Origin of the sequence: Kitasatospora sp. NPDC057965 (genome assembly GCF_042887135.1) — a bacterium.
GTDB lineage: Bacteria > Actinomycetota > Actinomycetes > Streptomycetales > Streptomycetaceae > Kitasatospora.
The window spans coordinates 50,238-74,583 of record NZ_JBHVPZ010000034.1; the positions used below are offsets into that span (position 1 = coordinate 50,238).

Annotated in this window: 18 protein-coding genes; 16 read left to right on the top strand and 2 right to left on the bottom strand. The window is 73.3% G+C overall.

Going from position 1 to position 24,346, the window contains the following annotated elements; genetic code table 11:
- Positions 1-48 precede the first annotated feature (48 nt).
- Positions 49-1,239 carry a trypsin-like serine peptidase gene (locus ACFVVU_RS32780; protein WP_380684127.1) on the bottom strand — a complete coding sequence of 397 codons (1,191 nt, stop codon included), beginning with the start codon at positions 1,237-1,239 and terminating at the stop codon, positions 49-51.
- Positions 1,240-1,568: 329 nt separating this feature from the next.
- Here ACFVVU_RS32780 and ACFVVU_RS32785 point away from each other — a divergent pair, with 329 nt between their 5' ends.
- The 5 genes from ACFVVU_RS32785 to ACFVVU_RS32805 are packed head-to-tail and all read left to right on the top strand — an operon-like array spanning position 1,569 to position 9,368.
- Positions 1,569-3,404, top strand: coding sequence for an IucA/IucC family protein (locus ACFVVU_RS32785; RefSeq protein WP_387793761.1), 1,836 nt, complete (start codon positions 1,569-1,571; stop codon positions 3,402-3,404).
- Entirely contained in the window at positions 3,401-4,015 is a 615-nt protein-coding gene (locus ACFVVU_RS32790; RefSeq protein ID WP_380684125.1) for a GNAT family N-acetyltransferase, read from the top strand. The genes ACFVVU_RS32785 and ACFVVU_RS32790 overlap by 4 nt, the downstream gene beginning before the upstream one ends.
- A gap of 15 nt (positions 4,016-4,030) precedes the next feature.
- Positions 4,031-5,419, top strand: coding sequence for a lysine N(6)-hydroxylase/L-ornithine N(5)-oxygenase family protein (locus ACFVVU_RS32795; protein ID WP_387793762.1), 1,389 nt, complete (start codon positions 4,031-4,033; stop codon positions 5,417-5,419).
- Positions 5,397-7,223 carry an IucA/IucC family protein gene (locus tag ACFVVU_RS32800; protein WP_387793763.1) on the top strand — a complete coding sequence of 609 codons (1,827 nt, stop codon included), beginning with the start codon at positions 5,397-5,399 and terminating at the stop codon, positions 7,221-7,223. Before ACFVVU_RS32795 ends, ACFVVU_RS32800 begins: the two co-directional genes overlap by 23 nt.
- A gap of 12 nt (positions 7,224-7,235) precedes the next feature.
- Positions 7,236-9,368, top strand: coding sequence for an ATP-dependent DNA helicase (locus ACFVVU_RS32805; RefSeq protein WP_380684122.1), 2,133 nt, complete (start codon positions 7,236-7,238; stop codon positions 9,366-9,368).
- 89 nt (positions 9,369-9,457) lie between these two features.
- Here ACFVVU_RS32805 and lexA read toward each other — a convergent pair whose 3' ends face one another.
- The gene (gene lexA, locus ACFVVU_RS32810; RefSeq protein ID WP_380279596.1) at positions 9,458-10,243 is read right to left on the bottom strand and encodes a transcriptional repressor LexA; all 786 of its coding nucleotides are present in this window, start codon (positions 10,241-10,243) and stop codon (positions 9,458-9,460) included.
- A 437-nt stretch (positions 10,244-10,680) separates the two neighbouring features.
- Between lexA and nrdR the strand changes: the two genes are divergently transcribed.
- The 11 genes from nrdR to ACFVVU_RS32865 all read left to right on the top strand — a co-directional run bounded on the left by nrdR (position 10,681) and on the right by ACFVVU_RS32865 (position 24,203).
- The gene (nrdR, locus tag ACFVVU_RS32815) at positions 10,681-11,178 is read left to right on the top strand and encodes a transcriptional regulator NrdR (RefSeq protein ID WP_380684121.1); all 498 of its coding nucleotides are present in this window, start codon (positions 10,681-10,683) and stop codon (positions 11,176-11,178) included.
- A 214-nt stretch (positions 11,179-11,392) separates the two neighbouring features.
- On the top strand, positions 11,393-14,275 hold the full coding sequence (locus ACFVVU_RS32820) for a vitamin B12-dependent ribonucleotide reductase (RefSeq protein ID WP_380684120.1): 2,883 nt from the start codon (positions 11,393-11,395) through the stop codon (positions 14,273-14,275).
- Between the two features lie 314 nt (positions 14,276-14,589).
- Positions 14,590-16,272, top strand: a complete 1,683-nt coding sequence (locus tag ACFVVU_RS32825) for a sensor histidine kinase (RefSeq protein WP_387793764.1) — start codon at positions 14,590-14,592, stop codon at positions 16,270-16,272.
- The gene (locus tag ACFVVU_RS32830) at positions 16,272-16,712 is read left to right on the top strand and encodes a roadblock/LC7 domain-containing protein (protein WP_387793765.1); all 441 of its coding nucleotides are present in this window, start codon (positions 16,272-16,274) and stop codon (positions 16,710-16,712) included. The genes ACFVVU_RS32825 and ACFVVU_RS32830 overlap by 1 nt, the downstream gene beginning before the upstream one ends.
- Positions 16,709-17,098, top strand: coding sequence for a DUF742 domain-containing protein (locus ACFVVU_RS32835; protein WP_387793766.1), 390 nt, complete (start codon positions 16,709-16,711; stop codon positions 17,096-17,098). The genes ACFVVU_RS32830 and ACFVVU_RS32835 overlap by 4 nt, the downstream gene beginning before the upstream one ends.
- Entirely contained in the window at positions 17,079-17,780 is a 702-nt protein-coding gene (locus ACFVVU_RS32840; RefSeq protein WP_387793767.1) for an ATP/GTP-binding protein, read from the top strand. The genes ACFVVU_RS32835 and ACFVVU_RS32840 overlap by 20 nt, the downstream gene beginning before the upstream one ends.
- Complete coding sequence (locus tag ACFVVU_RS32845) at positions 17,777-19,021, top strand: cytochrome P450 (protein ID WP_387793768.1); 1,245 nt, start codon at positions 17,777-17,779, stop codon at positions 19,019-19,021. Before ACFVVU_RS32840 ends, ACFVVU_RS32845 begins: the two co-directional genes overlap by 4 nt.
- 81 nt (positions 19,022-19,102) lie before the next feature.
- Positions 19,103-20,314 carry a cytochrome P450 gene (locus tag ACFVVU_RS32850; protein ID WP_387793769.1) on the top strand — a complete coding sequence of 404 codons (1,212 nt, stop codon included), beginning with the start codon at positions 19,103-19,105 and terminating at the stop codon, positions 20,312-20,314.
- Positions 20,315-20,636: 322 nt separating this feature from the next.
- Positions 20,637-22,061 carry an ABC transporter substrate-binding protein gene (locus ACFVVU_RS32855; protein ID WP_387793770.1) on the top strand — a complete coding sequence of 475 codons (1,425 nt, stop codon included), beginning with the start codon at positions 20,637-20,639 and terminating at the stop codon, positions 22,059-22,061.
- 235 nt (positions 22,062-22,296) lie between these two features.
- The gene (locus ACFVVU_RS32860; RefSeq protein WP_380686986.1) at positions 22,297-23,289 is read left to right on the top strand and encodes a carbohydrate ABC transporter permease; all 993 of its coding nucleotides are present in this window, start codon (positions 22,297-22,299) and stop codon (positions 23,287-23,289) included.
- Positions 23,286-24,203: a carbohydrate ABC transporter permease gene (locus tag ACFVVU_RS32865; protein ID WP_380686984.1), complete on the top strand. Its 918-nt coding sequence runs from the start codon at positions 23,286-23,288 to the stop codon at positions 24,201-24,203. Before ACFVVU_RS32860 ends, ACFVVU_RS32865 begins: the two co-directional genes overlap by 4 nt.
- Positions 24,204-24,346 lie beyond the last annotated feature (143 nt).

Here is a 24,346-nt window from a genome sequence, read left to right on the forward strand (position 1 = left end):
TCGCGTGCCCGGTGCCGGGAGGCCCGGGGGAGACCCGGGGCCGGGGGGCTACTTCTTCTTCGAGATCCAGTCCAGCGCCTGCTTGGCGACCGTCTCCAGGTACGGCCCGCTCAGCGAGGTGTGGTCCTGGGTGCCGATCGAGGTGTTGGACACCAGCGCGAGCTTCCCGTCCGGCATCGGCGCGAACCAGCCGCCGCCGCTGGAGCCCTGGGTCATGTTGCAGCCGATGGTGAGCATCGACGGGCGCTTCGGGTCGAAGGAGAGCCTGGTCGGCTTCCCGCCCTCGCACTTGTAGAGCTCCTGGCCGTCGAACGGCTTGTAGAGCGGGTAGCCGATCGCGGCGACCGCGAGCTTGTCGCGCGGGGCGTCGAACCAGACCGGGACGGCCCCGCCGACCGTCTCCTCCAGCGACTTGCCGCTGTCGTTCTGGTTGCTCACCCGCATGATCGCGAAGTCGTACTGGTTCGCCGCGTCACCGGTGCCGCCGCCCTCGACCAGCCACTGCGGCGAGGTCACCACGTCCTTGGCCCACCAGGTGCCGAGCGGCGCCAGCTCGGACAGCGGGGCCTTCTTGCCGCCGCTGGAGGCACCCGAGTTGTTGTAGGCCGGGACGAAGACCAGGTCCTTGAAGTAGCTGCCGCCCTTGCCCGGGTGGACGCAGTGGCCGGCCGTCCAGACCAGGTTGCTCCGGCCCGGGTTCGCCGGGTCCTGGATCACGGTGGCCGAGCAGTTGCCGCGGCCGCCCTCGGCCGAGAAGAAGACCTTGCCGGAGGGCTGCTTGGTGTACGGGCGCGGCACCGGCACGGCCTTGACCACCGGCGGCTCGGGGTCGGTGACCCCGGCGTCGTCGGCGGGCTTGGCGGTGGGCGGCGCCGGGTCGGCCGGCTTGGAGTCGCCCATCTTGTCCGGGTTCCAGAAGTCCTTGACGATCGGGTTGTTGAAGACGTGCTTGGACGCCCAGTTGTCCCAGTCCTCGAACTTCCACTTCGTCAGGTCGTCCCAGCTCTTGGGCAGGCCTTCCAGCAGACCGGTCGGCAGGCCCGAGGGCAGGGTGATGCCGCCGATCACGCCACTGCCGCCCCCCGCGGCGGTGGCGGAGGCGGACGCGGTGGGGCCGCCGGAGGGCGGCGTTGCGACGGCGTCCCCGCCCGAGGGCCCGTCCGGGCCGCAGGCGGTGACGGCGAGCAGGGTCCCCGCGGCGAGGAGCGCCGCCGCGGCTGACCGGTGGATCGCTGGCATGGTGCTGTCCCCCTGGTAGTTCGGTGTCGGCGGCGGACCGCCGTCCTGGAGTCTGCCACTGGCCAGCAGGACGGGCCCGGGCGGCCCCCGGGTTCCGGTTCCGGGCGAAGGTCACCGATCCGTGACGCGCGGACGGACGGGCCGGCCGCGCGACGGACCCGAGTTCCCTCCCGGGCGGGACAATCACCGATCTTCACCCGGACGAGTGAGCGGTCCTTGTGATCACCCCTCAGGGATAGGTAACCCTTACCTGACGCGAGGGTGCGAGTGCCCGCCAGTTCCCTCCACCCCCTTGCGCGTCGGCACGCCACGCGCTTCAAGGAGCAGCATTGAGCACCGCCCTGACCGGAGCCCCGCCCCGACTCCCGGCCCGCCGCCCCGCCGCCACCGCGGCCCCGGCCCCCTGCGACCTTCTGCTCCATCCCGACCCGGCCGTCGCCGCCGAACAGGCCGCCCTGGAGGCCCTGCTGCGCTGCTGGGCCCGGGAGACCGGCGCCGCCCCCGGCCCCGACGGCCACCTGCGGATCGCCGTCCTCGGCGGCGCCGCCCGGCTCTCCGCCCCGGTCCGGCACTGGTCGCCGGCCGGCTGGCACCGGTTCGGCCCGGCCACCCTCGCGGCCGGCGAGGCCAACGCGGCGGGGGACTTCGCCGACGCCCCGGTGGACGCCGTCACCGCCGCCGCCCTGCTCGCCGCCGCGGCCGCCGACCGGCCCGACCCCGGCCAGGTCGCCGACCTCGCCGCCCGGGTCGCCGACTCGGTGGTCCGCACCGCCGACATCCTCGTCCACCACCGCGCCGCCACCGCCCCGGTGCCCGGCGGACCCGAGCGCTCGGAGTTCCTCGCCGCCGAGCAGTCCCTGCTGCTCGGCCACCCGATGCACCCCACCCCGAAGAGCCGCGACGGCCTCGGCCCCGCCCAGAGCGCCGCCTACTCGCCCGAGCTGCACGGCTCCTTCCAACTGCACTGGTACGCCGTCGACCGCGAGCTGCTCGCCGCCGGCTCCGCCGTCGCCCGGAGCGCCGACCGGATCACCGCCGGGTTCCTCGACGACCCCGCCCTGCTGCCGCCCGGCACCGCCGCCCTGCCGCTGCACCCCTGGCAGGCCCGCGAACTCGCCCACCGCCCCGTCGTCGCCGAACTGCTCGCCGAGGGCCGGCTGCACGACCTCGGTCCGTCCGGCGCCCCCTGGTACCCCACCTCCTCGGTGCGCACCGTCTACCGGCCCGGCACCCCCTGGATGCTCAAGCTCTCACTGGGCCTGCGGATCACCAACTCCCGCCGGGAGAACCTCCGCAAGGAACTGCACCGCGGTCTGGAGATGCACCGGCTGCTGGAGAGCGGCCTCGGCGCCGAGTGGCGGGCCGTGCACCCCGGCTTCGACGTCGTCCGGGACCCCGCCTGGATCGGCGTCGACCACCCGGACCTCGGCGACCCGGGCGGCCTGGACACCGTGCTGCGCGCCCAGCCCTTCGCGCCCGCCGACCGCGTCTACTGCGTGGCCGGACTGGTCGCCGAACGGCCGCACGCCGCCCGTGCCGGCGACACCGTCCCGTCCCGGCTCGGCGACCTGCTGCGCGCCCTCGCGGCCCGCACCGGCCGCCCGCTGCCCACGGTGACCGCCGAATGGTTCCTCCGCTACCTGGACGCCGTCGTGCTGCCGGTTCTCTGGCTGGACGGCGCGGCCGGCATCGCCCTGGAGGCCCACCAGCAGAACAGCCTGGTACTGCTGGACGCCGAGGGCTGGCCACGCGGCGGCCGCTACCGCGACAACCAGGGCTACTACTACCGGCAGAGCGCCGCCGACCGGCTCACCGCCCGGCTGCCCGGCCTCGGCGCGCACAGCGACACCTTCCTCGACGACCCGGTGATCGACCACCACTTCGCCTACTACCTGGGCATCAACCACGTGCTCGGACTGGTCGGCGCGCTCGGCTCCCAGCAGCTCGCCGACGAGGCCCTGCTGCTGGCCGCGCTCCGCCGCTTCCTGGCCGGGCCCGCCGCCACCGCCACCGGCTCCGCGCTGCCCGGCCTGCTGCTGGACGCGCCGACCCTGCCCTGCAAGGCCAATCTGCTCACCCGGATCAACGGGCTGGACGAACTGGTCGGCCCGGTCGCCACCCAGTCGGTGTACGTCGACATCCCCAACCCGGTGGCCGGCGCGTGAGCGGCCCCGCCCGTACCGCGGGCCCCGCCGGCCCGGCCCGGCCGGGCACGGACGAGGACCCGGCCCGCTGGGGCGCCATGCCCACCGCCGCCGGCGAGTTCCGACTGCGCCGCGCCCGGCTCCCGGCCGACCTCGGCCTGCTCACCGGCTGGATGAACGACCCCGAGGTCGCCGCCTTCTGGGAGCTCGCCGGACCGCCCGCCGTCACCGAACGGCACCTGCGCGGCCAACTCGACGGCGACGGAAGCAGCCTGCCCTGCCTCGGCCTGCTCGACGACACCCCGATGAGCTACTGGGAGGTCTACCGCGCCGACCTCGACCCGCTCGCCGCGCACTACCCGGCCCGGCCCCACGACACCGGTCTCCACCTGCTGCTCGGCCCGGCCACCAGCCGCGGCCGGGGCCTCGGCGCCACCCTGCTCGCCGCCCTGGCCGACCGCGTCCTGCGGGAACGGCCGCGCTGCGAACGGGTGGTCGCCGAGCCCGACGTCCGCAACCGGCGTTCCGTCCGGGCCTTCCTGCGGGCCGGTTTCCGGCTCGCCGCCGAACTCGACCTGCCCGGCAAACGGGCCGCCCTGATGGTCCGCGACCGGACCCCGCACCCCGCCTAGGACTGCACCCGCCCCATGGACACCCCAGCACCCCCGCCCGGGCCGTACGACCTGCTCGGCGTCGGCATCGGCCCGTTCAACCTCTCGCTCGCCGCGCTCGCCGAGCCCGTCCCCGGCCTGCGCACCCTCTTCTGCGACCGGCGCCCGGAGTTCCGCTGGCACCCCGGGATGCTCGTCGACGGCGCGCGGATGCAGGTGCCGTTCCTCGCCGACCTGGTCTCCCTGGTCGACCCGACCAACCCGTGGTCCTTCCTCAACCACCTGCGCGAGCAGGACCGGCTGTTCCCCTTCTACTTCACCGAGCGCTTCCAGCTCACCCGCCGCGAGTACGACCACTACTGCCGCTGGGCCGCCGAGCGGCTCGCCAACTGCCGCTTCGGCACCGAGGTCACCGCCCTGCGCTGGGCCGGCGACCGGTACCGCGCCGAGCTGCGCGACAGCGCCACCGGGCGCACCCGCACCGTCGAGGCGCGCAACGTCGTCCTCGGCGTCGGCACCCTGCCGGTGCGCCCCGCAGCCTTCGCCGCCCTGGACGGCCATCCGCGGGTCTTCCACTCCGCCGACTACCTCGACCGGCGCGACGGCCTGGCCGGCGCCCGCGACATCACCGTCGTCGGCAGCGGGCAGTCCGGCGCCGAGGTCTTCCTCGACCTGCTGCGCCGCCACGACGGCGACGGCGTCCGGCTGCGCTGGCTCACCCGCACCCGGGCGCTCGCGCCGATGGAGTACTCCAAGCTCGGCCTGGAGCACTTCACCCCCGACTACACCCGGTACTTCCACGGCCTGCCCGGGGAGGTGCGCGACAGCCTGGTCGAGGCCCAGTGGCAGCTGCACAAGGCCGCCTCCGCCGAGACCCTCGCCGAGATCCACGACCACCTCTACGCGAGCACCGTCGGCCGGCCGGTCGGCGACGCCCCGGTCGAGATCACCCCCGGCACCGCCGTCACCGACGCCCGCTCCGGCCCCTGCGGCGGGCTCGAACTCGACTGCCGGCACACCGACTCCGGCACCGCGCGGCTGCTGCGCACCGACGCCGTGGTGCTCGCCACCGGCTACCGGGCCGCCCGCCCGGCCGCCCTGGAACCGCTCGCCCACCTCGTCGACTGGGACGCCGCCGGCCGCTACCGGGTCGACCTCGACCACCGGGTGGCCACCCTGCCCGAGGTCACCGGCGGGCTCTACGTCCAGAACGGCGAGCTGCACACCCACGGGGTCGGCACCCCCGACCTGGGCCTCGGCGCCCACCGCGCCGCGGTGATCCTCAACGCCGTCACCGGGCGGACCGTCCACCGGCTGCCCGAGCGCACCGCCTGGACCGGCTTCGCGCCGCCGCCCGCCCCCGTCCCCGCACCAGCCCTTCCCCGACCCCAGGAGCCGACCCGTGCCGCAACCGCCGGCCGCTGAACCGCCGCTGTACCTGCCGCCGCAGCTCACCGCCGGGCACTGGCAGCGGGCCGGCCGCGCACTGCTGGCCAAGATGCTCGGCGAGTTCGCCTACGAGGAGCTCGTCACCCCCGTCGAGACCGGCGCCCCCGGCGGGTACGTGCTCAAGCTCCCCGGGGCCGAGTACCGCTTCACCGCCCGCCGCGGCGCCTACGACGGCTGGCTCGTCGACCCCGGCTCGGTGTGCTGCGACGCCCCCGAGGGTCCCGACCCGCTGCGCTTCCTCACCCACGCCCGGCACGCCCTCGGCCTGCGCGGCGACACCACCGGCCACCTGCTGCGCGAACTCACCGCCACGCTGACCGCCGACGCCCATCTGCTGGCCACCGGGCTCACCGCCGCCGAGCTCGCCGACCTCGGCCACACCGCGCTGGAGGGCCGCCAGGGCGGTCACCCGTGGATCGTCCCCAACAAGGGCCGGATCGGCTTCTCCGCCGCCGACGCCGCCCGCTGGGCGCCCGAGGCCCGCGCCCCGCGCCCGCTGCCCTGGATCGCCGTGCACCGCCGGCTCGCCGAGTACCGGGGCGTGGCCGGGCTCACCGACCCCGCGCAGCTGTACCGCCGCGAGCTGGACGACCCGGACGCGCTGCGCGCCCCGCTCGGCGCCGCCGCCGACGACTACCTGCTGCTGCCGGTGCACCCCTGGCAGTGGGACGAGACCGTGCTGCCGCTGTTCGCCCCGTGGATCGCCTCCGGCGAGATCGTCCCGCTCGGCACCGACGGCGACCTGCGGCTGCCCCAGCAGTCGATCCGCTCGTTCTTCAACGAGAGCCACCCGGAGCGCTGTACCGTCAAGCTGCCGCTGGCCATCCTCAACACCCTGGTCTGGCGCGGCCTGCCCACCGAGCGCACGCTCGCCGCGCCCGCCGTCACCGCCTGGATCCACGGGCTGCGCGACGCCGACCCGTTCCTGCGCGACGAGTGCCGGGTGGTGCTGCTCGGCGAGATCGCCTCCGTGACCGTCGACCACCCGCTCTACCGCGAGCTGCCCGAGGCCCCGTACCAGTACAAGGAGCTGCTGGGCGCGATCTGGCGCGAGCCGCTCGGCCCCGCGCTGGCCCCCGGCGAGCGCGCCCGCACCCTGGCCGCCCTGCTGCAGACCGGCAGCGACGGACGGCCGCTCGCCGCCGAGCTGATCGCCCGCTCCGGGCTCGCGCCCGCCGAGTGGACCGCCCGGCTGTTCGCCGCGATGCTGCCGCCGCTGCTGCACTTCCTCTACCGCTACGGGCTGGTGTTCTCCCCGCACGGCGAGAACGCCATCGTCGTCTTCGACGAGCGGGACGTGCCGGTGCGGCTGGCGGTCAAGGACTTCGTCGACGACGTCAACCTCAGCGACCAGGACCTGCCGGAGCTGCGCGGCCTGCCCGCCGAGGTGGACTCGGTGCTGCTGCGCGAGGACCCGCAGGGCCTGTGCCAGTTCCTGCACTCCGGGCTCTTCATCGGCGTGTACCGCTACCTGGCGCCGCTGCTGGAGGCGCGGACCGGTCTGGCCGAGGCGCGGTTCTGGGCGCTGCTGCGCGCCGAGGTGCTGCGCCACCAGGCACGTTTCCCGGAACTCGCCGACCGCTTCGCGCTGTTCGACCTGTTCCGGCCGCGGATCGACCGGCTCTGCCTGAACCGCAACCGGCTGTTGCTGGACGGCTACGGGGACCGCCCGCACCGCCCGCACGCCGCCCGGCACGGCACCGTGCCCAACCCGCTCGCCGCGGACGGGAAAGTGCCGCTGCCCGGCCGACGGGACCGGATTGTCACCCCCGCCCCGTAGGGTGGGAGGGTCATGACGAACGACTCCGAATCCCAGCTCCCCGCCGAGGACGCCGACCCGGCCGGGAGTTCCGCGGACGCCCCGGTCGAGGCCGTCCCCCGTGCCCGCGTCCCCGAGCTGCTGCACGCCGCGGTCGAGGCCGTCGGCGGCGTCGAGCGCCCCGGCCAGCTCCGGATGGCCGAGGCCGTCGCCGACGCCGTCGACAACAACGAGCACCTGCTGGTGCAGGCCGGCACGGGCACCGGAAAGTCCCTCGCCTACCTGGTGCCGGCCCTCGCCCACGGGGACCGCGTGGTGGTCGCCACCGCCACCCTGGCGCTGCAACGCCAGCTCGTCGAGCGGGACTTGCCGCGCACCGTGGAGGCGCTGCATCCGGTGCTGCGGCGCCGGCCGCTGTTCGCGATGCTCAAGGGCCGCTCCAACTACCTGTGCCTGCACCGGGCCAACGAGGGCACCCCGAGCGACGAGGGCGAGGGCCTGTTCGACCCGGTCGAGGCGATGGGCGGTCCGGCCGGCAAGCTCGGCCAGGAGGTGCTCCGGCTGCGCGACTGGGCGGACGAGACGGAGACCGGCGACCGGGACGACATGACCCCCGGCGTCTCCGACAAGGCCTGGGCCCAGCTCTCGGTCACCTCCAAGGAGTGCCTGGGGGCCAGCCGCTGCGCGTACGGGCAGGAGTGCTTCGCGGAGAAGGCGCGCGAGCGGGCCAAGCTCGCGGACGTGGTGGTCACCAACCACGCGATGCTCGCGATCGACGCGATCGAGGGAGCGCCCGTGCTGCCCGAGCACGGGCTCCTGATCATCGACGAGGCCCACGAGCTGGTCAACCGGGTCACCGGCGCGGCCACCGCCGAGCTGACCGTCGGCGCCGTGAACCGGGCGGTGAAGCGGGCCGCGCGGCTCGCCAACGAGAAGGCCGTGGACGCGCTGCAGGCCGCCGCCGAGAACTACCACGGCCTGATGGAGACCGCCCAGCCCGGCCGGGTCGAGGAGCTGCCCGAGTACCTCGGGTACGCCGTCACCGCGATCCGGGACGCCGCCCGGCAGGTGATCACCTCGCTCGGTGAGACCAGGGACAAGGGGCTCAGCGACGAGGACGCCGTCCGCAAGCAGGCGATGGCCTCCGCCGAGGCGCTGCACGAGACCGCCGACCGGCTGCTCCAGGACTCCGAGTACGACGTGGTCTGGATCGAGCGCAGCGACCGCTACGGGCTGGGCACCGCCTCGCTGCGGGTCGCCCCGCTGAGCGTGTCCGGGCTGCTGCGCGAGGGCCTGTACAAGGAGCGCTCGGTGGTGCTCACCTCGGCCACCCTCAAGCTCGGCGGGGACTTCAACGGCGTGGCGGCCTCGGTCGGCCTGCCGTCCGAGGCCCGGCTGCCGGACGTCCGCACCCCGGGGGACAACCCGGAGGCGGCGGGCACGGGCTTCGGCGACGAGCCGGTGCCGCACTGGCGGGGGATCGACGTCGGCTCGCCGTTCAAGTACCCCAAGCAGGGCATCCTGTACGTCGCCAGGCACCTGGCCGATCCCGGGCGGGACCCGGAACGGCCGGACATGCTCGACGAGTTGGCCGAGCTGATCGGCGCGGCCGGCGGGCGCACGCTGGGTCTGTTCTCCTCGATGCGGGGCGCCCAGACGGCCGCCGAGGCGATGCGGGAGCGGCTGGACCACCGGATCCTGCTCCAGGGGGAGGACACCCTGGGCGAGTTGATCCGCGAGTTCGCCTCGGACGCGACCACCTGCCTGTTCGGCACGCTGTCGCTCTGGCAGGGCGTGGACGTGCCCGGCTCGGCCTGTCAGCTGGTGGTGATGGACCGGATCCCGTTCCCGCGGCCGGACGACCCGCTGATGAGTGCCCGGCAGAAGGACGTCGAACAGCGCGGCGGGAACGGCTTCATGGCCGTCGCGGCGACCCATGCGGCGCTGCTGATGGCGCAGGGCGCGGGCCGGCTGGTGCGCGCGGCGGACGACCGGGGCGTGGTGGCGGTGCTCGACCCGCGGGTGGAGACCAAGCGGTACGGAGGGTTCTTCCGTTCCTCGATGCCGGAGTTCTGGTACACCACGGACCGCAATCAGGTGCGCCGCTCGCTGGCGGCGATCGACGCCTCGGCGGCGCCGGTGCGGCCGGTGGTGAAGCGGGGCTGAGCCGGTCCGGAGGGGCTCCGCGCGGTCTGCGGGGAGCCCCTTCCTGTGGGCCGGGTTCCTGCGTGCGGGGGTGGGTGCGGGAGCGGGCGTCAGAGGCGGCGCAGGACCGCCACGACCTTGCCGAGGATGGTCGCGTTGTCGCCGTTGATCGGCTCGTAGGCCGGGTTGTGCGGCATCAGCCAGATCCGGCCGTCCTCGCGCTTGAGGCGCTTGACGGTGGCCTCGCCGTCGATCATCGCGGCCACGATGTCGCCGTTCTCGGCGACCGGCTGGCGGCGGACGGTGACCCAGTCGCCGTCGCAGATGGCCGCCTCGATCATCGAGTCGCCGCGCACGGTGAGCGCGAACAGCTCGCCCTCGCCGACCAGCTGGCGCGGCAGCGGGAAGACGTCCTCGACCGTCTGCTCGGCCAGGATCGGCCCGCCGGCGGCGATCCGGCCGACCAGCGGCACGTAGGAGGTGGAGGGGCGGCCGGCGGTCTCGGCGGTGTTCGGCCGGGCCACCTCGACGCCGCGGACCTCGTAGGCGCGCGGGCGGTGCGGGTCGCGGCGCAGGAAGCCCTTGCGCTCCAGCGCCATCAGCTGGTGGGCCACCGAGGAGGTGCTGGAGAGGCCGACGGCCTGGCCGATCTCGCGCATGGACGGCGGGTAGCCGCGCCGCTGCACCGAATCCCGGATGACCTCGATCACCCGGCGCTGGCGCTCGGTGAGGCCGGCCTCGTCGGTCCGGATGCCGGGCGGGCGGCCGGGCGCGGAGCGGGTCGGGGCGGGGTGGGCGTCGTCCAGCACGGGGGAGTGCTCGATGGGCTGGTCCGGAACGCGGCCGACGCCGGAAAGGCCCGGGCCCGGGGGGCGGTGGTCTTCGCTACGGTCCATGCTGTCCACACTCTGCTGATTCGTGGTGCGCTGCCCCACCTTGAGCTGGGAGTGTTCCTGCACCGGGATGGTGTTGCTTTCGACGGTGTTCACGGCGGCCCCTCTCGACGGCTGTCCTCTCCTTTTTCCAGCCCAACGCACCCCGTATCGAAAGGTTGCGCCAAACACACGTTCGAGTGAATTATTCGGGAGTTGGCTGACTCGATCAAGGCTTTGTTGTACATCGATTAAATGTTCGAGCGGAAGGCGCTCCCGGAATCTTAGTCCGCGCCGACACGCCCATGGGTCTACTTCCCTCGCAGACCTAGATGTAGTGGCTACAGTCCTCTCCGTGGCCCAGTACTTGTGGTCGAGGCCTCAAGATCGGGTTGCGACCAGCGGCCCGGGATCGCATAGACTCGACCAGTCCGCACGTCCTGCCAGGGAGGGATCCTCAGGTGCACTGCCCCTTCTGCCGGCACTCCGACAGCCGCGTCGTCGACAGCCGGACCACCGAGGACGGCAGCTGCATCCGCCGTCGTCGGCAGTGCCCGGACTGCGGCCGCCGCTTCACCACCGTGGAGACGGCCGCCCTGATGGTCATCAAGCGCAGCGGCGTCACCGAGCCGTTCTCCCGGGAGAAGGTCATCTCCGGCGTCCGCAAGGCCTGTCAGGGCCGCCCGGTCACCGAGGACGCGCTCGCCCAGCTCGGCCAGCGGGTCGAGGAGTGCGTGCGGGCCACCGGCAACGCCGAGCTCACCACCCATGACGTCGGGCTGGCCATACTCGGCCCGCTGAAGGAACTCGACGTCGTCGCCTACCTGCGCTTCGCCAGCGTCTACCAGGCGTACGACGGACTGGAAGACTTCGAGGCCGCCATCGCGGAACTCCGCGCCGAGCGGCCCGCTCCCGAGGCGGACGGCACGCCCGTGTCCGTCGCCTCCGCCGCGCCCTAGCCGGCCCGGCCCCTTCACCGGCCCCTTCCGGGGTCGGCAGCACCCCCGGCCCCTTCGAGGGCCGACGTGTGCCCGAAAACGGCGCACAGACCATGACAAATCGTGCGCGGTCGGCGGGGACTCCCGCCTGCCCGCACACCGGAAGAGCGAACCAGCCGTGCCCGGACTTTTCGGGGCACTCCGGGCGTTTGCCCAACCAGGAGGAGGAACAGAAGTGACAGACACCACGAGCGGTTCCGCACGCGGGTCGAAGTCCGACAAGACGGCGGCCAAGGGCGGCGCCGGCAAGGCCCCCAAGGGCGGCCTGCGGATCGGGCGCATCTACACCACTCCTGGCGTGCACCCGTACGACGAGGTCCGCTGGGAGCGGCGCGACGTCGTGATGACCAACTGGCGCGACGGTTCGATCAACTTCGAGCAGCGCGGCGTCGAGTTCCCCGACTTCTGGTCGGTCAACGCCGTCAACATCGTCACGTCCAAGTACTTCCGCGGCGCGGTCGGCACCCCGCAGCGCGAGTGGAGCCTCAAGCAGATCATCGACCGCGTGGTGCTCACCTATCGCGCCGCCGGGGAGAAGAACGGCTACTTCGCCACCCCGGACGACGCCGAGGTGTTCGAGCACGAGCTGACCCACGCCCTCCTCCACCAGGTGTTCAGCTTCAACTCGCCGGTCTGGTTCAACGTCGGCACCAAGCAGCCCCAGCAGGTCTCCGCCTGCTTCATCCTGTCCGTCGACGACTCCATGGAGTCGATCCTCGACTGGTACAAGGAAGAGGGCATGATCTTCAAGGGCGGCTCCGGCGCCGGCCTCAACCTCTCCCGGATCCGCTCCAGCAAGGAACTGCTGTCCTCCGGCGGAAACGCCTCCGGCCCGGTCTCCTTCATGCGCGGCGCCGACGCCTCCGCCGGCACCATCAAGTCCGGTGGCGCCACCCGCCGCGCGGCCAAGATGGTCGTGCTCGACGTCGACCACCCGGACGTCGAGGCCTTCATCGAGACCAAGGTGAAGGAGGAGGAGAAGATCCGCGCCCTGCGCGACGCGGGCTTCGACATGGACCTCGGCGGGGACGACATCACCTCCGTCCAGTACCAGAACGCCAACAACTCGGTCCGCGTCAGCGACGAATTCATGACCGCCGTCGAGAACGGCACCGAATTCGGCCTGCGCGCCCGGATGACCGGCGAGGTCATCGAGACCGTCGACGCGAAGAACCTCTTCCGCAAGATGGCCGAGGCCGCCTGGGCCTGCGCCGACCCCGGCATCCAGTACGACTCCGTCATCAACCACTGGCACACCTGCCCGGAGTCCGGCCGGATCAACGCGTCCAACCCCTGCTCCGAGTACATGCACCTGGACAACTCCAGCTGCAACCTCGCCTCGCTCAACCTCATGAAGTTCCTCCGCGACGACGACTCGTTCGACGCCGAGACCTTCGCCAAGGTCGTCGAGCTGGTCATCACCGCGATGGACATCTCGATCTGCTTCGCGGACTTCCCGACCGAGAAGATCGGCGAGACCACCCGCGCCTACCGCCAGCTGGGCATCGGCTACGCCAACCTCGGCGCCCTGCTGATGGCCACCGGCCACGCCTACGACAGCGAGGGCGGCCGCGCCCTGGCCGGTGCCATCACCTCGCTGATGACCGGCACCGCCTACCGCCGCGGCGCCGAACTCGCCGGTGTGGTCGGCCCGTACGACGGCTACGCCCGCAACGCCGCCCCGCACCAGCGGGTCATGAAGCAGCACGCGGACGCCTCGAAGGCCGCCGTCTCCTTCGACGACCTGGACGCCCCGGTCTGGGCCGCGGCCACCGAGGCCTGGGGCGACGTGCTCCGGATCGGCGCGCAGAACGGTTTCCGCAACGCCCAGGCGTCGGTGCTCGCCCCGACCGGCACCATCGGCCTGATGATGGACTGCGACACCACCGGCGTCGAGCCGGACCTCGCGCTGGTCAAGTTCAAGAAGCTGGTCGGCGGCGGCTCGATGCAGATCGTCAACGGCACCGTCCCGCGCGCCCTCAAGCGCCTGGGCTACCAGGACGAGCAGATCGAGGCGGTCGTCGCCCACATCGCCGAGCACGGCAACGTGGTGGACGCGCCGGGCCTGAAGACCGAGCACTACGAGGTCTTCGACTGCGCCATGGGTGAGCGCTCCATCTCCCCGATGGGCCACGTCCGGATGATGGCCGCGATCCAGCCGTGGATCTCCGGCGCCATCTCCAAGACCGTGAACATGCCGGCCTCGGCGACCGTCGAGGACGTCGAGGAGATCTACTTCGAGGCGTGGAAGCTGGGCGTCAAGGCGCTCGCCATCTACCGCGAGAACTCGAAGGTCGGCCAGCCGCTCTCGGCCAAGAAGAAGGACGAGAAGGCCGAGGAGGCCCCGGCCGCCGCGGTCGAGAAGGTCGTCGAGTACCGCCCGGTCCGCAAGCGCCTGCCCAAGGGCCGCCCGGGCATCACCACCTCCTTCACGGTCGGTGGCGCCGAGGGCTACATGACCGCCAACTCCTACCCGGACGACGGCCTCGGCGAGGTCTTCCTGAAGATGTCCAAGCAGGGCTCGACCCTCGCGGGCATGATGGACGCCTTCTCCATCGCCGTCTCGGTCGGCCTCCAGTACGGCGTGCCGCTGGAGACCTACGTCTCGAAGTTCACCAACATGCGCTTCGAGCCGGCCGGTCTGACCGACGACCCGGACGTGCGGATGGCGCAGTCGATCGTCGACTACATCTTCCGCCGCCTGGCGCTGGACTTCCTGCCGTTCGAGACCCGCTCGGCGCTCGGCATCCACTCCGTCGAGGAGCGCCAGCGCCACCTGGAGACCGGGTCCTACGAGCCGCTGGAGGCCGAGGAGGAGCTGGACACCGAGACGCTCGCCCAGTCCGCCCCGGTGGCCCCCGCCGCCCGGCCGGCCGCCGCCGCGGCCCCGGCCGCGAAGGCCACCCCGGCCCAGGCCCACAACTCGACCGAGCTGATCGAGATCCAGCTGGGCCTGAACGCCGACGCGCCGCTCTGCTTCTCCTGCGGCACCAAGATGCGCCGCGCCGGCAGCTGCTACCTCTGCGAGGGCTGCGGCTCCACCAGCGGCTGCAGCTGACCCCGGCCCGCACCTCGCGCATGAGGTGAGCCACCGCTGAAGGCGGGGCGAGGACATGACGTCCTCGCCCCGCCTTCCGGTTTTTCGCGTTCCGTCCCCAGGCGCGGACCGGGCGCTCTCCGTTCACCGCGCGGGGCCGGAGCGCTCTACGGAGCGTAGCGAGACGGGACTGACCGTCAACTTGTCGGTTGAGCGGAACGTCTGAATGGATATGATCGGCCGACTGCGTGAACCGAATCGCCGCCCGGAGACGTTTCACTACGTCGGCCGGGCGGTCGCGCATTCGCCCGACTTCTGCCGAGGACACCGCACCGATGACAGGACCCACCAGCCCCGACGGCGGGCCGCTCCGTCGACCCGACGTCCGCACCAGGGCCCTGACGGCGGCGGCCGCCCTGCTGGCGGCGGTGGTCGGGCCGGTCGGGGTGATGCGGGCGGTCGACGCCGGGCAGCCGGTGACCGCGGCCGCGGTGGTGGCCGTCACCGCGCTCTGGCTGATCGCCGTCTGGCAGGCCGGGAGCGCCACCGAGCGGGCCCGGCGGCTGGAGGCCGAGCTGGCCGGACAGGACGACGAGGCCATGACGGCGCTGGTCGTCGCCGGTGCGGCCAAGCAGGCCGAGACGGCCGCCAAGGCGCGGGCCGCCGCCGCGGAGGCCGAGCGGGACGAGGCACGGGCCGCGCTCGGGCGGGCCGAGGAGGAGGTCACGGCCGCTTGCGCGGACGCCGCCCGGGCCCGGGCACAGGCCGAGGCGGAGCGCGCCGAGCGGGCCGTCGTGGACCGGCTGGCCGACGAGGTGCTGCCCGAGGTGGTGAAGCGGCTGCGCACCGGCGCGACCGTGGACACCGCGCTGGCCGCCCACCGGGACCACCCCCAGCGCGCGCTGCTGCGCGCCGTCGCCGAGGAGATCGGCCGCGGCGAGCGGCTGCGGGCCGCCGCGCTGGCCGTCTGCGCGACCGCCGCGGGCCGGGTCCAGGCACTCGCCACGAGCATGCACGCCGAACTGCGCGAGATGCAGCACCGGCACGACGAGGACGTCCTCGGCGACCTGCTGAGCCTGGACCACTCCACCGCCCAGGCGGGCCGGATGGCCGACAGCATCGCGGTGCTCACCGGCGCCCGCTCCGGCCGGCGCTGGGGCAAGCCGATCCCGGTGGAGTCGGTGCTGCGCGGTGCGCTCGGCCGGATCGGGGCCTACCAGCGGGTGCGGCTGCACAATGCCAGCACGGCCGCGGTGGCCGGGTTCGCCGCCGAGGGCGTGATGCACGCGCTGGCCGAACTGCTGGACAACGCGACCAACTTCTCCGCCCCGCCGGCCGAGGTGCACGTCTACGTCGAGGAGGTGCCGGCCGGTCTGGCGATCACCGTCGAGGACAGCGGCCTGGGCCTGAGCGAAAGTTGGCTGCGCCGCGCCGAGCAGGCCGTCTCGGCGGAGGCGCTGGACCTCACCACGCTGTCGGCGGGCACCCGGATCGGCCTTGCGGTGGTCGGGGTGCTGGCCCGCAAGCACGGGCTGCAGATCTCCTTCCGGCCCTCCGCGCGCGGCGGCACCGGCGTGGTGATGCTGATCCCGCAGCAGCTGGTCACGCACCCCGCACCGGCGCCCGTCCCGGCCGCCGCGCCCGCACCCGCGCCCGCGTCGGTACCCGCCGAACGGGCCGCGCGCCCCGCGCTCACCCCCGCCCGCCCGGCGCCCGCCACCTCCGTCCAGCCCCCCGCGGTGACGGACAGCGGGCTGCCGCAGCGCCGCCGCGGCCAGACGCTCGGCTCGGCCACCCCCGCGGCCGCCCCGGCCGAGCGGGCCGCCCGACCCGACGCGGCGGGCGCCGCCGCCCGGTTCGGCGCCTTCCGCCGGGCCGCCCTGCCGGCCACGGACCGTGCACCGGCCGCGGACGGCGCGTCGGCCGGGGCAGCCGCACCGGCCACCGGCACTCCGGGCGCCCGGTCCGCCACCGACCCCGCCTCCGACGTCTCCCCCGTCACCGAGAAGGACTCCTGATGAGCAGTGTCACCGACCGCGACCTCGACTGGCTGTTGGAAAACCTGCTGACCAGCACCCCCGGCACCCGGCACGCCCTGGTGCTCTCCGCCGACGGCCTCAAGCTCTGCCACACCTCCGGCCTCGACAACGACCGGGCCGACCAGCTCGCCGCCATCGCCTCCGGCCTGCAGAGCCTGGCGCACGGCGCGTCCGTCGAGTTCGGCGACGGCACCGGCGGGGTGCGGCAGTCGATGACCGAGTTCCACGGCGGCGTGCTGTGCATCGTGGCGGCCGGTGAGGGCGCCCACCTCGCCGTGGTCACCCACGAGGACGCCGACGTGGGCGTGGTCGGCCACAACATGCACGGGCTGATCGAGCAGATCGGCGTCCACCTCAGCGCCCCGGCCCGGGAGGACGCCGCGGCCGCGCGGGCCGCCGACGGGAGCGCCCGGGCATGAGCGCGGGCCGGGGGAACACCGACGGACGGCCGGTCGTGCCGGGCCGGGACGACGAACCGGACCGCCTGTACACCATCACCAGGGGTCGCAGCCGGCCCCCGGAGAACGCGTTCGACCTGGTCACGCTGATCGTCGCCGAGCGGGAGCCGGAACCGGGCATGCAGTCGGAGCACGCGCGCATCCTGCGGATGTGCGAGGCGCCGACCGCCGTCGTGGAGCTCGCCGCGGAGCTGGCGCTGCCGGTGTCGGTGGTGAAGATCCTCCTCGGTGATCTGCTGGAGGCCGGGTCGATCACCGCCCGCCACCCCCGGTTCGCACCGACCAGGGCCCGGCTGCCCGATCTCGACACGCTGAAGCAGGTACTGCATGGACTCCAACAGCTCTGAGGACCGGGACGAGCGGCCGACCGGGCGGACGCCGCTGCGCCGCACCGCCGACAACGCGCTGAAGATCGTCGTGGTCGGCGGCTTCGGCGTGGGCAAGACCACCCTGGTCGGCGCGGTCAGCGAGATCCGTCCGCTGAACACCGAGGAGATCATGACCAAGGCCGGTGAGGGGATCGACGACCCCACCGGCGCCTGGGGCAAGCGGTCGACCACGGTCGCCTTCGACTTCGGCCGGATCACCCTCTCCGCCAGCCAGGTGCTGTACCTGTTCGGCGCGCCGGGGCAGGCACGGTTCTGGTTCCTCTGGGACCGGCTGTTCAACGGCGCCCTGGGCGCGGTGGTGCTGGTGGACACCCGGCGGCTGGAGGACTCCTGGTACGCCATCGACCGGCTGGAGCACCACGGCACCCCGTTCATCGTCGCCCGCAACAACTTCGGCGAGCCCACCCACACCCTGGAGCAGGTCCGCGCGGCGCTCGACCTGCCGCCCGAGGTGCCGCTGGTGGACTGCGACGCCCGGGACCGGGCGTCCGGCAAGCAGGTGCTGATCGAGCTGGTCCGTCATCTGACCGCCCGGGTCGAGGCCGAGCGGGCGGGTTCCCCCGCCGCAGTCCCCGCCCTCCCCGCTGTCCCCGTCGGCGCCGCCCCCGTCCTTGACGTCCTTGAGGAGAGCACCCCGTGACCGAGCCCGCCGCCACCCCGCCGCCGGGCTGCCCGGCGCACGCCGGTGCCGTCCCGCTGTACGGGCCGCGCTTCCAGACCGACCCGTCCCAGGTCTACCGGGAGATGCGGGCCGCGCACGGCCCGGTCGCACCGGTCGAGCTGGCCGGCGGGGTGCCGGCCTGGCTGGTGATCGGCTACCGAGAGCTCCAGTTGGTGACCGGTCAGCCGCAGCTGTTCGGCCGGGACTCCACCCGCTGGACTGGCTGGTCGGAGATCCCCGGCGACTGGCCGCTCAAGCCGATGATGGCCCCGGTGCCGTCGATCCTCTACGCCGAGGGCGAGGAGCACGTCCGGCGCTCGCGGGCGGTCACCGACGCGCTGGCCGCCGTCGACCCGTACGAGCTGCGCAGGCAGTGCGAGGAGCTGGCCGACCGGCTGATCGACGAGTTCGCCGGGCGCGGCGAGGCGGACCTGGTGGCCGAGTACGCGCACCGGCTGCCGCTGCTGGTGCTCTGCCGGGTGCTCGGGCTGAGCGAGGAGCAGGCGCCGGTGCTCATCGAGGGCCTGCTGACCATGCTGGACGGGGGTGCGGACGCGCCCGCCGGTGCGCAGCGGCTGCTCGCGGTGATGCTGAGGCTGGTCGAGGAGAAGGCCGCGCACCCGGGCGAGGACATCGCCTCGCGGATGCTGGCGCACCCGGCGGGCCTGACTCACGAGGAGGTCATGCGGGACCTGCGGGTGCTGCTGATCGCCGGTCACCAGCCCTGCTCGTACTGGGTCTCCAACGCGCTGCGGCTGATGCTCACCGACGAGCGGTTCGCCGCCTCGCTGTCCGGCGGCCGGCGCAGCATCGGCCAGGCGCTGAACGAGGCGCTCTGGGAGGACACCCCGACGCAGATCTTCGCCGGCCGCTGGGCCGTGCGGGACACCCGGCTCGGCGGGCAGCGGATCGCCGCCGGGGACATGGTGCTGCTGGGCTTCGCGGGTGCCAACGCGGACCCCTCGGTGCGTCGGCCGGACGGGCGGCCGGCCGAGGGGAACCGGGCGTACCTGAGCTACTCGTACGGCGAGCACGGCTGCCCGTTCCCGGCGCAGGAGGCGGCCGAGGTGATCGCGACGACGGCGGTCGAGGTGCTGCTGGACCGGCTGCCGGACCTGCGCCTGGCGGTGGCCGAGCACGCGCTGGTGTGGCGGCCGTCCGCCTGGGTACGCGGGCTGGTGGCGTTGCCGGTGTCGTTCACCCCGGAGTACGCGGGCTGACGCGCGGCCGCCGGGCCCAGGGCCCCAGGGGCCGCTGGACCCCGCGACCGCTGGACCCGAACCGAAGGAGAGTCGTAGCCGATGACCGCCCCCGCCCCGATCGCCCTCGATCCGCTGGCGCGCGACAACGCCGCCGAGGGCGCGTTGCTGCGCGCCGCCGGTCCGGTGGTGCCGGTGGAACTGCCCGGCGGAGTCGCCGCCTGGGCGGTGACGCGGCACGCGGCCGCCCGTGAGCTGCTGACCGACGCCCGGCTGGTGAAGGACGCCCGGCACTGGGCGGCCTACCGGCGCGGCGAGGTGCCGAGGACCTGGCCGCTGATCGGCCTCGCGGTGCCGGGCCCGAGCATGGTGACCACCGACGGCGCCGAGCACCGCCGGCTGCGCGCCCTGGTGGCGCACGCGTTCACCCCGCGTCAGGTGGAGCTGATGCGCCCGCGGGTGGAGGTGATCACCGGTGAGCTGCTGGACACCCTGGCGGCGGGGGAGCCGGTGGTGGACCTGAAGTCCGCCTTCGCCTTCCCGCTGCCGATGACGGTGATCTGCTCGCTGCTGGGCGTGCCGGAGTCGGAGCACGGCCGTCTGCGGGACCTCTACGAGCGGTTCTTCGGCGCCCGGCCGAACCCCGAGGGCATCCAGGCGACCATCGCCGGGCTGAACGCCTTCGTCAACGGGCTGGTGGCGCAGCGCCGGGCGGTCCCGGGCGAGGACCTGGCGAGCGTGCTGCTGCTGGCCGACGCGGAGGGCGGGGCGCTGACCGACGCGGAGGCGGCGGCCACCCTGCGGGTGATCATCGCGGCGGGCCACGAGACCACGGTGAACCTGATCGGCAACGCGGTGCGGGCGCTGCTCTCCCTCCCGGACCAGCTCGCGCTGGTGCGGGAGGGGAAGGTCGGCTGGGACGCGGTGGTGGAGGAGTCGCTCCGCTGGACGCCGCCGACCAGCAACTTCCTGTTCCGGTTCGCCGCCGAGGACGTGCCGGTGGGCGACACGGTGATTCCGGCGGGCGAGCCGGTGCTGATCTCGTACAACGCGATCGGCCGGGACCCGGCGCAGCACGGTGCGACCGCCGAGGTGTTCGACCTGACCCGGGACCCGATCCGGCACCTGTCCTTCGGGCACGGGCCGCACGTCTGCCCGGGGTCGCCGCTGGCCCGGCTGGAGGCGGGGATCGCGCTGCCGGCGCTGTTCGAGCGGTTCCCCGGGCTGTCGCTCGCGGTGCCGGACGAGGAGCTGCGGCCGAGCGGCTCGCTGGTGGTGAACGCGCTGAAGGAGCTTCCGGTCCGCCTGTTCTGAAGAAGATTCGTTTCTTCTCTCCGGCTCCGGTTGTTGACGCGCGGCCCCGCCCGGTCCCGCCCGGTCCCGCGCGGCCCCGCGCGGCCCCGCGCGGCCCCGCGCCGTTCCTCCGGGCGGGGCCGGCGTTCCTCCGGACAGGGCCGGTCACAACCGGGACCCCCGGGAACGAAGGACGTTCCCGGACCTTGGCGGCGCGTGGCGGCTGCGTTAACGTCTTCAGATCGGCCGGCCGCCGCGTCCATGCCGAACGTCCAACTCCTGTACAGCGCAATGTCGTTCCGTCGTACAGCCGAGCGTTCACGCCCTGGCGAGGAGGACCGCGTTGACTCCCACCCCGACCGTGCCGTCCACGACCGCCCTGCCGCCCGCCGACCGTAGGCACCGGCGCCGCCCGCGCCGCCCGCTCGCGGCGGTGGCCCTGCTGGCCGCCGCCGCGCTGACCGCGGCCTGTTCCAACAGCTCGGACAGCTCCGGAAGTTCGGGAGGGTCGGGCGACGGCCGGACCCTCTCCGCCGACTGCGCCGCCTACCAGCCGTACGCCGGGCACTCGGGCAAGACGGTGACGGTCTTCGCCTCGATCCTCAGCCCCGAGTCGGACAACCTGGAGAAGTCCTGGGCGGACTTCGCGAGGTGCACCGGCATCAAGATCAGTTACGAGGGCAGCAACGACTTCGAGTCCCAGCTGCCGGTGAGGGTGAGCGGCGGCAACGCCCCGGACTTCGCGATCATCCCGCAGCCCGGCCTGCTGGCGCAGATGGTCAAGAGCGGCAAGGTGGTCAAGCCGCCGGAGCAGACCGTGGCCAACCAGGGGAAGTGGAGCCCGGTCTGGAAGGCCTACGGCTCGGTCAACGGCACCTTCTACGCCGCGCCGATGAGCGCCAACATGAAGTCCCTGGTCTGGTACTCGCCCAAGGCGTTCAAGCAGGCCGGCTACACCCCGCCGAAGACCTGGGCCGACCTGATGGCGCTCAGCGACACGATCGCCAAGGCGGGCGGCGGCAAGCCGTGGTGCGGCGGCATCGCCTCCGGCACGGCCACCGGCTGGCCGGCCACCGACTGGCTGGAGGAGGTGGTCCTCGGCTCGTACGGCGGTGAGGTGTACGACCAGTGGGTGAACCACCAGGTGAGGTTCTCCGACCCGAAGATCGCCGCGGCGATGAAGACGGTCGCCGACTGGATGCAGAACCCGGCCTGGGTCAACGGCGGCTACGGCGATGTGAAGTCGATCGCCACCACGACCTTCCAGGACGCGGGCGCGCCGATCCTCACCGGCAAGTGCTTCATGCTCCAGCAGGCCTCCTTCTACAAGGCGCAGTGGCCCAAGGAGACCAGGATCGGCCCGGACGGCGACATCTTCGCCTTCCCGCTGCCGGCGGTGAGCCCGTCGGTGGCCAACCCGGTCGAGGGCGGCGGCGAGTTCCTCACCGCGTTCGCGAACCGGCCCGAGGTGCAGGCGGTGCAGAACTACCTGTCCAGCAGCGAGTGGGCGAGCAGCCGGGTGCGGACCGCGACCGGCTGGGTTTCGGCCAACCAGGGCGTGGACAAGAGCCTGTACACCGATCCGATCGACCGGATCTCCGCCGACGCCCTCACCGACCCGGCGGCGACCTTCCGGTTCGACGGCTCGGACCTGATGCCGGCCGCGGTCGGCGCCGGGCAGGAGTGGAAGTCGCTCACCGCCTGGTTCGCCGAGGGGCAGTCGATCCAGAAGACCGCCGCGGACATCGACGCCGCCTGGCCGCAGTAGCGGCGCGGCGCAGGACCACCTGCCGAAGGGCGGTGCGGGGCCACCCACCCGCACCGCCCACCCCTCCCCGTGCTCCCCCCTCCCCGTGCTCCCGCCCTTCTCCGCGCCCCGGCCCTGCCCGCGCGCCCGGCCCTGCCGCCGCCCGCTGTCCCCGGCGTGCGCGGCCCCGGGTCTTCTCACCTTCCGTTCCTCCCGGTTCCCCGTTCCGCCCTCCGTTGGGAAAGGACGTCCCGCCATGTCCCTCTCCGCCGGCGCCTGGGGCGACGCGATGGTCAAGTTCGGCAACGGCTTCGGAGCGATCGCCGGCTTCCTCGGCATCCTGTTGCTGGTCTTCCTGGTCGCCGGGCGCGCCTCCGGCCGGCTCGCCCGCCCACTGGCCGTCCTGGTCCTGCTCGGCCCGGCCGTGGTGCTGCTGCTGGTCGGCCTGGTCGCGCCGCTGGTCCGCACGGTCTACCTGAGCTTCCACAGCGACGACAGCAGCCGGTTCGTCGGCGGCGAGAACTTCCGCTGGGCGCTGACCAACGACTCGGTGCGCGACGTCCTGGTCAACACCCTGCTGTGGCTGGTGATCGCCCCGCTGGCGGCCACCGGTCTCGGCCTCGTCCTGGCCCTGCTGGTGGACCGGATGCGCGGTCAGGCCGTCTACAAGTCGCTGCTCTTCATGCCGATGGCGATCTCGCTGGTCGGCGCCTCGATCATCTTCAAGTTCGTCTACGAGTCGCGCGACCCCTCGCAGCGGCAGATCGGCCTGCTCAGCCAGGTGGCGATCACGCTCGGCTGGGACGATCCGCCGAACTGGCTGCTCTCCCAGCCGCTCAACACCTTCCTGCTGATGGCCGTCATGGTGTGGGTGCAGACCGGCTTCGCGATGGTCGTGCTCTCGGCGGCGATCAAGGCGATCCCGGACGAGGTCACCGAGGCGGCCCGGCTGGACGGCGCCCGGGGCGTGCGGCTGTTCTGGTACGTCACCGTGCCGATGATCCGCACCACCGTGGTGGTGGTGCTGACCACGGTGATGATCACCACGCTGAAGGCCTTCGACATCGTCCGCACCATGACCGGCGGCAACTTCGGCACCCAGGTGCTGGCCAACGAGATGTACTCGCAGTCCTTCGTCCAGTTCAACACCGGGCGGGGCAGCGCCCTGGCGGTGCTCCTCTTCCTCGCGGTGCTGCCACTGGTGGCCTACAACATCCTCCAGCTGCGCAAGGAGCGTGCGGTCCGATGAGCGTACGGCGCGACGGCAACGCCGTCCGAAAGGCCTTCTCCTCCCCACTCGGCTCGGTCTTCGTGATCGTGGTGACGGTGCTGTGGACCGTTCCCACGCTCGGGCTGCTGGTCACCTCGCTGCGTCCCAAACAGGACGTCACCGCCGACGGCTGGTGGAACGCCCTGCTCCACCCGGACCTCGGCCTGGACAACTACCACACCGTGCTGTTCGAGGGCGGCTCCGGCGTCTCCACGGGGCTGATGCCCTTCCTGGTGAACTCGCTGGCGATCAGCGTGCCGGCCACGCTGTTCCCGCTGGTGCTGGCGGCGATGGCCGCGTACGCGCTGGCCTGGGTGCGGTTCCGGGGCAGCGACACGCTGTTCTTCGTGATCTTCGCGCTCCAGGTGGTGCCGCTGCAGATGGCGCTGATCCCGCTGCTCCAGCTGTTCTCGGGCGGGGCGCACCTGGGCTCGCTGACGCTGCTGCCGGCGCTGGACCTCAAGGGCACCTACGCGCCGGTCTGGCTGGCGCACACCATGTTCGCGCTGCCGCTGGCGATCTTCCTGCTGCACAACTTCATCGCCCAGCTGCCGCGCGACCTGATGGAGGCGGCGGTGGTGGACGGCGCCTCGCACATGAAGATCTTCCGCTCGATCGTGCTGCCGCTCTGCACCCCCGCGCTGGCCTCGTTCGCGATCTTCCAGTTCCTCTGGGTCTGGAACGACCTGCTGGTGGCGCTCACCTTCGCCGGCGGCACACCGGAGGTGGCGCCGATGACGGTCCGACTGGCGCAGCTGTCCGGCTCCTTCGGCGGGCGGTGGGAACTGCTCACGGCGGGGGCGTTCCTGTCGATCGTGATCCCGCTGGGGGTGTTCTTCGCGCTCCAGCGCTACTTCGTGCGCGGGCTGCTGGCCGGGTCGGTCAAGGGGTGACCCCGGCTCCGCCCCGGGGCCGGTGGGGCTTTTCCCGGGGCCGGTGGGGCGTTGCCCGGGGAGGACGTCGGGGTTCACGCCGTCCGATGGCGAATGTGGTGATTTTGTGGACACGGCCGACGGGCAACCGGTACACCGTTAGG

Coding starts and splice junctions, on each gene's coding strand:
- ACFVVU_RS32780 (WP_380684127.1), bottom strand. CDS start 1,239: ATGCCAGCGATCCACCGGTCAGCCGCGGCGGCGCTCCTCGCCGCGGGG.
- ACFVVU_RS32795 (WP_387793762.1), top strand. CDS start 4,031: ATGGACACCCCAGCACCCCCGCCCGGGCCGTACGACCTGCTCGGCGTC.
- ACFVVU_RS32805 (WP_380684122.1), top strand. CDS start 7,236: ATGACGAACGACTCCGAATCCCAGCTCCCCGCCGAGGACGCCGACCCG.
- lexA (WP_380279596.1), bottom strand. CDS start 10,243: ATGGACCGTAGCGAAGACCACCGCCCCCCGGGCCCGGGCCTTTCCGGC.
- ACFVVU_RS32825 (WP_387793764.1), top strand. CDS start 14,590: ATGACAGGACCCACCAGCCCCGACGGCGGGCCGCTCCGTCGACCCGAC.
- ACFVVU_RS32830 (WP_387793765.1), top strand. CDS start 16,272: ATGAGCAGTGTCACCGACCGCGACCTCGACTGGCTGTTGGAAAACCTG.
- ACFVVU_RS32835 (WP_387793766.1), top strand. CDS start 16,709: ATGAGCGCGGGCCGGGGGAACACCGACGGACGGCCGGTCGTGCCGGGC.
- ACFVVU_RS32840 (WP_387793767.1), top strand. CDS start 17,079: ATGGACTCCAACAGCTCTGAGGACCGGGACGAGCGGCCGACCGGGCGG.
- ACFVVU_RS32850 (WP_387793769.1), top strand. CDS start 19,103: ATGACCGCCCCCGCCCCGATCGCCCTCGATCCGCTGGCGCGCGACAAC.
- ACFVVU_RS32860 (WP_380686986.1), top strand. CDS start 22,297: ATGTCCCTCTCCGCCGGCGCCTGGGGCGACGCGATGGTCAAGTTCGGC.
- ACFVVU_RS32865 (WP_380686984.1), top strand. CDS start 23,286: ATGAGCGTACGGCGCGACGGCAACGCCGTCCGAAAGGCCTTCTCCTCC.